This is a genomic window from Streptomyces panacea (assembly GCF_040560175.1).
In the GTDB taxonomy this organism is placed as follows: Bacteria; Actinomycetota; Actinomycetes; order Streptomycetales; family Streptomycetaceae; genus Streptomyces; species Streptomyces panacea.
On sequence record NZ_JARJHW010000275.1, the window covers coordinates 1 to 6,763 of the forward strand.

The following is a 6,763-nucleotide window of genomic DNA, read 5'->3' on the forward strand; positions in this document are numbered from 1 at the left end:
ACGGTCGCCGACAAGGGCCCGGGCGTCGGCACGGTGGGTGGTGCCGCCGCGCCCGCCCCCGACTCCCCCGTCGAGCACGGACCCGCCTCCTTGGACGGCGACCCCTTCGCCCAGGACGCGCTGCCCGCGCCGCCCGGTGCCACCGGGGCGCTGCTTCGGTCGCTGTTGAGCGCCCGGCGCGGCAGGGTCGCCGTCGCCGCGCTGTTCCTGCTGCTCCAGCAAGCCGCCGTGCAGGCGGGCCCGTTGCTCGTCGCGTACGCCATCGACCGCGGCGTGCCCGCCTTCCGTGCCGACGACAACGGCCCGCTGGTCGCGGTCGCCGTGGGCTATCTGCTCTGCGCCGCCGGAGCCGGGATCTTCCAGTACGCCTTCATCCGCGCCTCGGCCCGCGTCAACCAGGACGTGCTCCTGGATCTGCGCGGCCGGATCTTCCGCCATGCCCAGGCGCTGAGCGTGGACTTCCACGAGCGCTACACCTCGGGCCGGCTGATCTCCCGCTCCACCACCGACGTCGAGTCGCTGCGCGAGCTGCTCGCCGAAGGGCTTCAGGAACTCATCGCGGTCGTGCTCGCCTTCGTCTACATCTCGGCGATGCTGCTCTATCTGGACCTCGGCATCGGCGGGCTGGCCGTGCTCTCCTTCGTACCGCTGTACGCGCTGGTGCGGCTGTACCAGCACCGGGCCGGCGCCATCTTCGGCAAGCGCTCCACCGCCATCGCCGCGGTCATCGTGAAGTTCGCGGAGACGATGAACGGCATCAGGCCCGTACAGGCGTTCCGCCGCGAGGGCGCCAACGACGCCGACTTCCACGCGCTCAACCACCACCACGAGCGCACCAACGGCGACGCGATCCTCGAAATGGCGCGCTACGTGGTCGGTTCACGGGGCGTCGCGAACATCGCCGTCGCCGGGATCGTGCTGTGGGGCGCCTATCGGGTGGCCGACGGCACGCTGGCCCTCGGGGTGCTTGCCGCGTCGGTGCTCTTCCTACGGAGGCTGTACGACCCGATCGACCGGCTCGGGATGTTCCTCAACTCCTACCAGTCGGCGGCGGCGTCGCTGGAGAAGATCGCGGGCCTGCTGGCCCAGACCCCGTCCGTGCCGGAGGCGGCGGCCCCCCGCCCGCTGCCGGAGCTGACGGGCGGGCGTCCGGGCCGGGAGGTCGTCTTCGAGTCGGTGAGCTTCTCGTACCGTACGGGCGGCGAGGTCCTGCCCCGCTTCGACCTGACGATCCCGGCAGGCCAGACGGTCGCCGTCGTCGGATCGACCGGCGCGGGCAAGTCGACCCTGGCCAAACTGCTGGCCCGGTTCTACGACCCCACCGAGGGCCGCGTCCTGCTCGACGACACCGACCTGCGGGATCTGGACACCCCCGAACTGCGGCGCGGCGTCGTGATGGTGACCCAGGAGGCGTTCCTCTTCTCCGGCACGGTCGCCGAGAACATCGCGATCGGCCGTCCCGACGCCACGCGCGACGACATCGAGCGCGCGGCGAAGGCGATCGGCGCGCACGACTTCATCAGCCGGCTGCCCGACGGGTACGACACGGACGTACGGAAGCGGGGCGGCCGGATCTCGGCGGGCCAGCGCCAGTTGGTGGCTTTCGCCCGCGCGCTGCTCGCCGACCCCTCCGTACTGATCCTGGACGAGGCGACGAGCTCCCTCGACATCCCCGGCGAACGGGCGGTGCAGCGGGCGATGGACACCGTGCTCGACGGCCGTACGGCGGTGGTGATCGCGCACCGCCTGTCGACCGTCGAGATCGCGGACCGGGTGCTGGTGATGGAGCACGGCCGCATCGTGGAGGACGGCTCCCCGGCCGAACTGATCGGCGGTGTCGGCCGGTTCGCGGGCCTGCACCGCGCGTGGCGCGACAGCCTGGCCTGACACCGCCCGGACCGCCGTCCTGGCGTCGCGCGGGTGAGGTTCGTCCGGAGCGCCGGGCCGCGGGCACGGCTTCAGGAGTGGCCCGGGGTCTTCCCAAGGTCGCGGGAGTGGGGCCCGAGCCGGAACGCGGCGACGCCGCCGAACCGCGCGCGCACCTCGGACAGCAGCTCGACCAGTTCGCCTCCCTGCGACCGCCAACGCCGCACGAGTTCGGGCTCGGCCTCGGGGACGGGCCGTCCCGTTCCGGGTGCGTACACGAGGGGGTCGGGGGTGGCTTCGGGCTCCATGGTCGCTCTCCTCGTCAACCGCTGTGCTCGGCCTGTACGGAGCGGTGGCGCCAAGGACTCTACGGGAGCGGGCGGAGCCGCCGGACGGAAACGCGATGTCCCTCCCGCACCCGTTGTGGGAGCATTCGCGCACCCCGTCCCGGGCCCGGCGACGGCCGCCCAACCGACGGCCGGAATCGGACATCGAGTGGATTCTCGGTGACCTCGAATCCACCTCCTGGGAGCGCGAGTTCGACTGTGTGGTGATGACCGGACGCGCGTTCCAGGTTCTTCTCGGGGACGACGAGCCACGCGCCGCGCTCGCCGCCGTGCGCGGGGCTCCGACCGATGGTGGCCGGTTCGGTTTCGAGACGCGCGTTCCGCTCCCGCGTGCGTGGGAGTCGTGGACGACGCTCGCGCCCGTGGACGTGCCGGCTCCGGGCGCCGGCGGCTCCGCCACGATGCCGATGAATCGCCAAGTCCGTTCTGTGGATGGGGAGATCGCCTCCTTCAGGACCGGTCTCGTCCTCCCCGGAGAGCGTGCCCCGCGACACAACGACAGCGGCCTGCGGTTCCTCGGCGCAGGCCGGCCCGACACGTTCCTCACCGAGGCGGGGCCGGTCGCCGAGGAGCGGTGCGGCGACCGGGACCGCGGCCCGCCGACCGACGCGGGTCCGGAGATCATCACGGTCGCCCGGCGTACGCCCGCGTAACACCGCCGCAACAGCGGCGTGGATTTCGCTTAACGAACACGGCAGTTCGCGCAGCGGACGATTTCCGGCCAACTTGTTGACGCGCTCCTGACAGAGAAGCCGGATTCCTGGGACTCTTCCTCCGTTCTGAGCACCACCGCTCCGCATCTCGTGCACAGCAGCTCCGTTTCTCGTGCTCCGCATCTCGTGCTCCACCTTGCTCCTGCACTTGCTCCTGCACTTGCTCCTGCATTTTCCGGGCCGCCCACCCGAGCGTGGTCCGGTACCCCCCTCGCAGAAGGAGTTCGCGTGAGACCCACGCCCAGCCGCCGCATCACCGCGACCGGCGCTCTGATCGCTGTCACCGCACTTCTCGCCGTCGGAGTCCAGGCCGGCAGCGCAGCCGCCGCCCCCGACTCGGCACCCGCGGCACCGGTCGCCGGCAAGGCCGACCCCGGCGCGCTCCCCAAGGCCCTCTCGCCCGCCCAGCGCGCCGAGCTGATACGCGAGGCCAACGCCACCAAGGCGGCGACGGCCGACGAACTCGGCCTCGGCGCCCAGGAGAAGCTCGTCGTACGCGATGTCGTCCAGGACCGTGACGGCACCACGCACACCCGCTACGAGCGCACCTACGCCGGCCTTCCCGTCCTCGGCGGTGACCTCGTCGTCGCCACCACGAAGGCGGGCGCCACCGAAGGGGTCAGCAAGGCATCCAAGGCGGCCCTCAAGTCCGTCGAGACCAACGCCGACGTCCCGGCCGCCGCCGCCACGAAGCAGGCGCTGTCCGTGGCGAAGGCCGACGGCTCGACGAAGGCCGCCACGGAGCGCGCGCCGCGCAAGGTCGTCTGGCTGGCGAACGACAAGCCGACCCTGGCGTACGAGACGGTCGTCGGCGGTGTCCAGAAGGGCGGCACCCCGAACGAGCTGCACGTCGTCACCGACGCCGCCACCGGCGAGAAGCTCTTCGAGTGGCAGGGCGTCCACGAGGGGACGGGCAACACCCAGTACAGCGGCCAGGTCACCCTGGGCACCGCCCCGTCGTTCACGCTGACCGACACCACGCGGGGCAACCACAAGACGTACAACCTGAACCGGGGTTCCTCGGGCACCGGCACCCTCTTCTCGGGCACGGACGACATCTGGGGCAACGGCGCCCCGTCCGACGCGGAGACCGCGGGCGCCGACGCGCACTTCGGTGCCGCGCTCACCTGGGACTACTTCAAGAACGTGCACGGCCGCACCGGCATCAGGGGCGACGGCGTCGGCGCGTACTCACGCGTGCACTACGGCAACAACTACGTCAACGCCTTCTGGCAGGACAGCTGCTTCTGCATGACGTACGGCGACGGCGCGGGCAACGCGAAGCCGCTGACGTCCATCGACGTGGCCGCGCACGAGATGTCCCACGGCGTCACCGCCAACACGGCGGGCCTCGTCTACAGCGGTGAGTCCGGCGGCCTCAACGAGGCGACCTCGGACATCTTCGCCGCGGCCGTCGAGTTCAGCGCCAACAACGCCCAGGACGTGGGCGACTACCTGGTCGGCGAGAAGATCGACATCAACGGCAACGGCACCCCGCTGCGGTACATGGACAAGCCGAGCAAGGACGGCGCGTCCAAGGACTACTGGTACTCGGGCATCGGCAGCGTCGACGTCCACTACTCGTCGGGTCCGGCGAACCACTTCTTCTACCTGCTCTCCGAGGGCAGCGGCGCCAAGACCATCAACGGCGTCAGCTACAACTCGGCGACCTCCGACGGGCTGCCGGTGACCGGCATCGGCCGGGCGAAGGCCGAGCAGATCTGGTTCAAGGCCCTCGCCACGAAGTTCACCTCCACGACCAACTACGCGGCGGCCCGTACCGGCACGCTCGCGGTCGCCGGTGAGCTGTACGGCACGGCGAGCGCCGAGTACAAGTCGGTCGCCGACGCGTGGGCCGGCATCGCCGTCGGCACCCGCCCCGGTGGCAGTGGCGGCACGGTCTTCGAGAACACCGCGGCCGTCGCGATCCCGGACAACGGCGCGGCGGTCACCTCGACCGTCAACGTCACCGGCCGTACGGGCAACGCGCCCGCCGCCCTCCCGGTCGGCGTGGACATCACGCACACCTGGCGCGGTGACCTGGTCGTCGACCTGGTCGCCCCGGACGGGACGGTCTACCCGCTGAAGAGCGCCAGCAGCGGTGACTCGGCGGACAACGTCGTGGAGACGTACACCGTGAACGCCTCGTCGGAGGTGGCCAACGGTGCCTGGAAGCTGCGGGTGCAGGATGTCGCGGCGCAGGACACCGGGCGCATCAACAGCGTGAAGCTCACGTTCCCCTGAGCCTCACCGCGCGGCGCTGAACGCGTAGAACCGACGCCTTGACATGAGGCGTCGAGGTGAGGCGAGCCGCCCGGGTCCTCAAGGACCCGGGCGGCTCTGTGTCGGCGGGGGACTCCCCCGCACGTACTCCCGGTCAAGAAGTACGCCACGCTGTCCGTCCACCGACTGTGCACACGGACGACCGACCCGCGGACCGGGGAATCATGGTCACTGTGGACAGTGAAGGAGACCTGCCGTCGCCGACCACGCCGCGACGGCTCCCCCGCTCCTCACTGCCACCAATTCCCCGGCCCGGGCGCCGCTTCCCCCGTCGCCCGCGCCCTCCACCTCGGCGTGAGCTCCTAGCGGAGCTTGTTCACGGCCGTGGTGGTGGTCTTCTTGAACGCCGCGACCGGCGCGTGGCTCAGATTCCCCAACTGGCCCCACGTGACGATCGTGACGGTGTCGCCGTCCCGGCCGATGCCCAGCAGATGCACGCCGGGACCGGAGTCCGGAATCGAGGTGGCGACGCCGATGACACGCGCGCCCTCCTCGACGGCGATCCTGCCGTAGTCGTCCCACGAGGCCGTGCCGCCGGGAGTGGCGCGCAGCCAGTCCGCGGCGCAGGCCGCCACGGACGCCTCGGCGGACGCGGCCAGCTTCTTGGCGTCGGCGGCGCTCGCCGCCCGGACGCTCACCTGGACGCCGCTCGTGTCGAGGTCGGTACCGAACTGGCGGTGCCAGGTCGTGCCCTTGGCGGGCAGCACCTTCTCCAGGCAGAACGGGTCCGACTCCGGGGCGCCGGCGGTCACGCTGCCCGCGGTCCAGAAGTTGCCCGCGGCCTGCGGCATGTCCTTCGCGACGAGAAAGCCGGGCGCGGTCGCCTTCGGCGCGGCCTGGACGCCGCCGGACACCGAGAGCGCGAGAGCGCCGGCGAGTGCGGCGGTCGCCACCGCGGTGAGCGTGCGCCGCGTCGTGCTGTTTCTCATGTTCCTGCCTGTGGTCATTAGGTGGATCCCCCCTGGTCGTGCTGTTCGCACCGGCTTGATCGGCCGGTGATCCCAGATTGGGCGGTGACTCGGTCCGACGGCAACAACCCAGGGGAATCGCGGAACGCGTGGAACGCGTACGCGTACGCTGGCCTGGGGAAACGACAAGCGCCCGGAATGGCCGCGGAACGGCGTGGCGGGCGGTAGGGGGACGTGGAATGGGCCGGTCGGCGAAGATCCCGGCGGAGACCGCGGAGTTCGCGAAGCGTCTGCGCGGCCTGAAGGAGAGAACCGACCGCAGTTACGGATCGCTCGCCACCCAACTCCACCTCGGCGCCTCGACCCTGCACCGCTACTGCCACGGGCACGCGCTGCCCGTCGACTACGCGCCCGTGGAGCGGCTGGCACGGGTGGTCGGCGCGACGGCGGCCGAGCGGGTGGAGCTGCACCGGCTGTGGCTGCGGGCGCACTCGGCGCGTACGGAGGAAGGCGAAGAGGCGGACGGAGCCGGGGAGACGGCCACGGTCGCGGTCGCGGTCGCGGTCGCCGAACCGGAGCCCGTCGCCGACCCCGAAGGCCCCGAAGGCCCCGACCCCGGCAACCTCGACGACGCCCCGGACGACGA

Annotated in this window: 6 protein-coding genes; 4 read left to right on the forward strand and 2 right to left on the reverse strand. The window is 71.5% G+C overall.

Annotated elements, in window-relative coordinates; all coding sequences use genetic code 11:
- The first annotated feature begins 33 nt into the window (after positions 1–33).
- Positions 34–1,887 (forward strand): ABC transporter ATP-binding protein, encoded by a 1,854-nt coding sequence (locus P3L51_RS34160; RefSeq protein WP_435594585.1) that lies wholly within the window; start codon positions 34–36, stop codon positions 1,885–1,887.
- Positions 1,888–1,958: 71 nt separating this feature from the next.
- Here P3L51_RS34160 and P3L51_RS34165 read toward each other — a convergent pair whose 3' ends face one another.
- Positions 1,959–2,174: a hypothetical protein gene (locus tag P3L51_RS34165; RefSeq protein WP_354609244.1), complete on the reverse strand. Its 216-nt coding sequence runs from the start codon at positions 2,172–2,174 to the stop codon at positions 1,959–1,961.
- 95 nt (positions 2,175–2,269) lie between these two features.
- On the opposite strand from P3L51_RS34165, the gene P3L51_RS34170 reads away from it, so the two are divergent.
- Together P3L51_RS34170 and P3L51_RS34175 are read left to right on the forward strand one after the other, a co-directional pair.
- Complete coding sequence (locus P3L51_RS34170; RefSeq protein WP_354609245.1) at positions 2,270–2,866, forward strand: class I SAM-dependent methyltransferase; 597 nt, start codon at positions 2,270–2,272, stop codon at positions 2,864–2,866.
- A 288-nt stretch (positions 2,867–3,154) separates the two neighbouring features.
- Complete coding sequence (locus tag P3L51_RS34175; RefSeq protein ID WP_354609246.1) at positions 3,155–5,170, forward strand: M4 family metallopeptidase; 2,016 nt, start codon at positions 3,155–3,157, stop codon at positions 5,168–5,170.
- Between the two features lie 341 nt (positions 5,171–5,511).
- On the opposite strand, the gene P3L51_RS34180 is transcribed toward P3L51_RS34175, so the two are convergent.
- On the reverse strand, positions 5,512–6,138 hold the full coding sequence (locus P3L51_RS34180) for a hypothetical protein (RefSeq protein ID WP_354609247.1): 627 nt from the start codon (positions 6,136–6,138) through the stop codon (positions 5,512–5,514).
- Positions 6,139–6,356: 218 nt separating this feature from the next.
- On the opposite strand from P3L51_RS34180, the gene P3L51_RS34185 reads away from it, so the two are divergent.
- The coding region (locus P3L51_RS34185) for a helix-turn-helix domain-containing protein (RefSeq protein WP_354609248.1) at positions 6,357–6,763 on the forward strand (407 nt) is incomplete at its 3' end.

Coding starts and splice junctions, on each gene's coding strand:
- P3L51_RS34165 (WP_354609244.1), bottom strand. CDS start 2,174: ATGGAGCCCGAAGCCACCCCCGACCCCCTCGTGTACGCACCCGGAACG.
- P3L51_RS34170 (WP_354609245.1), top strand. CDS start 2,270: ATGTCCCTCCCGCACCCGTTGTGGGAGCATTCGCGCACCCCGTCCCGG.
- P3L51_RS34180 (WP_354609247.1), bottom strand. CDS start 6,138: ATGAGAAACAGCACGACGCGGCGCACGCTCACCGCGGTGGCGACCGCC.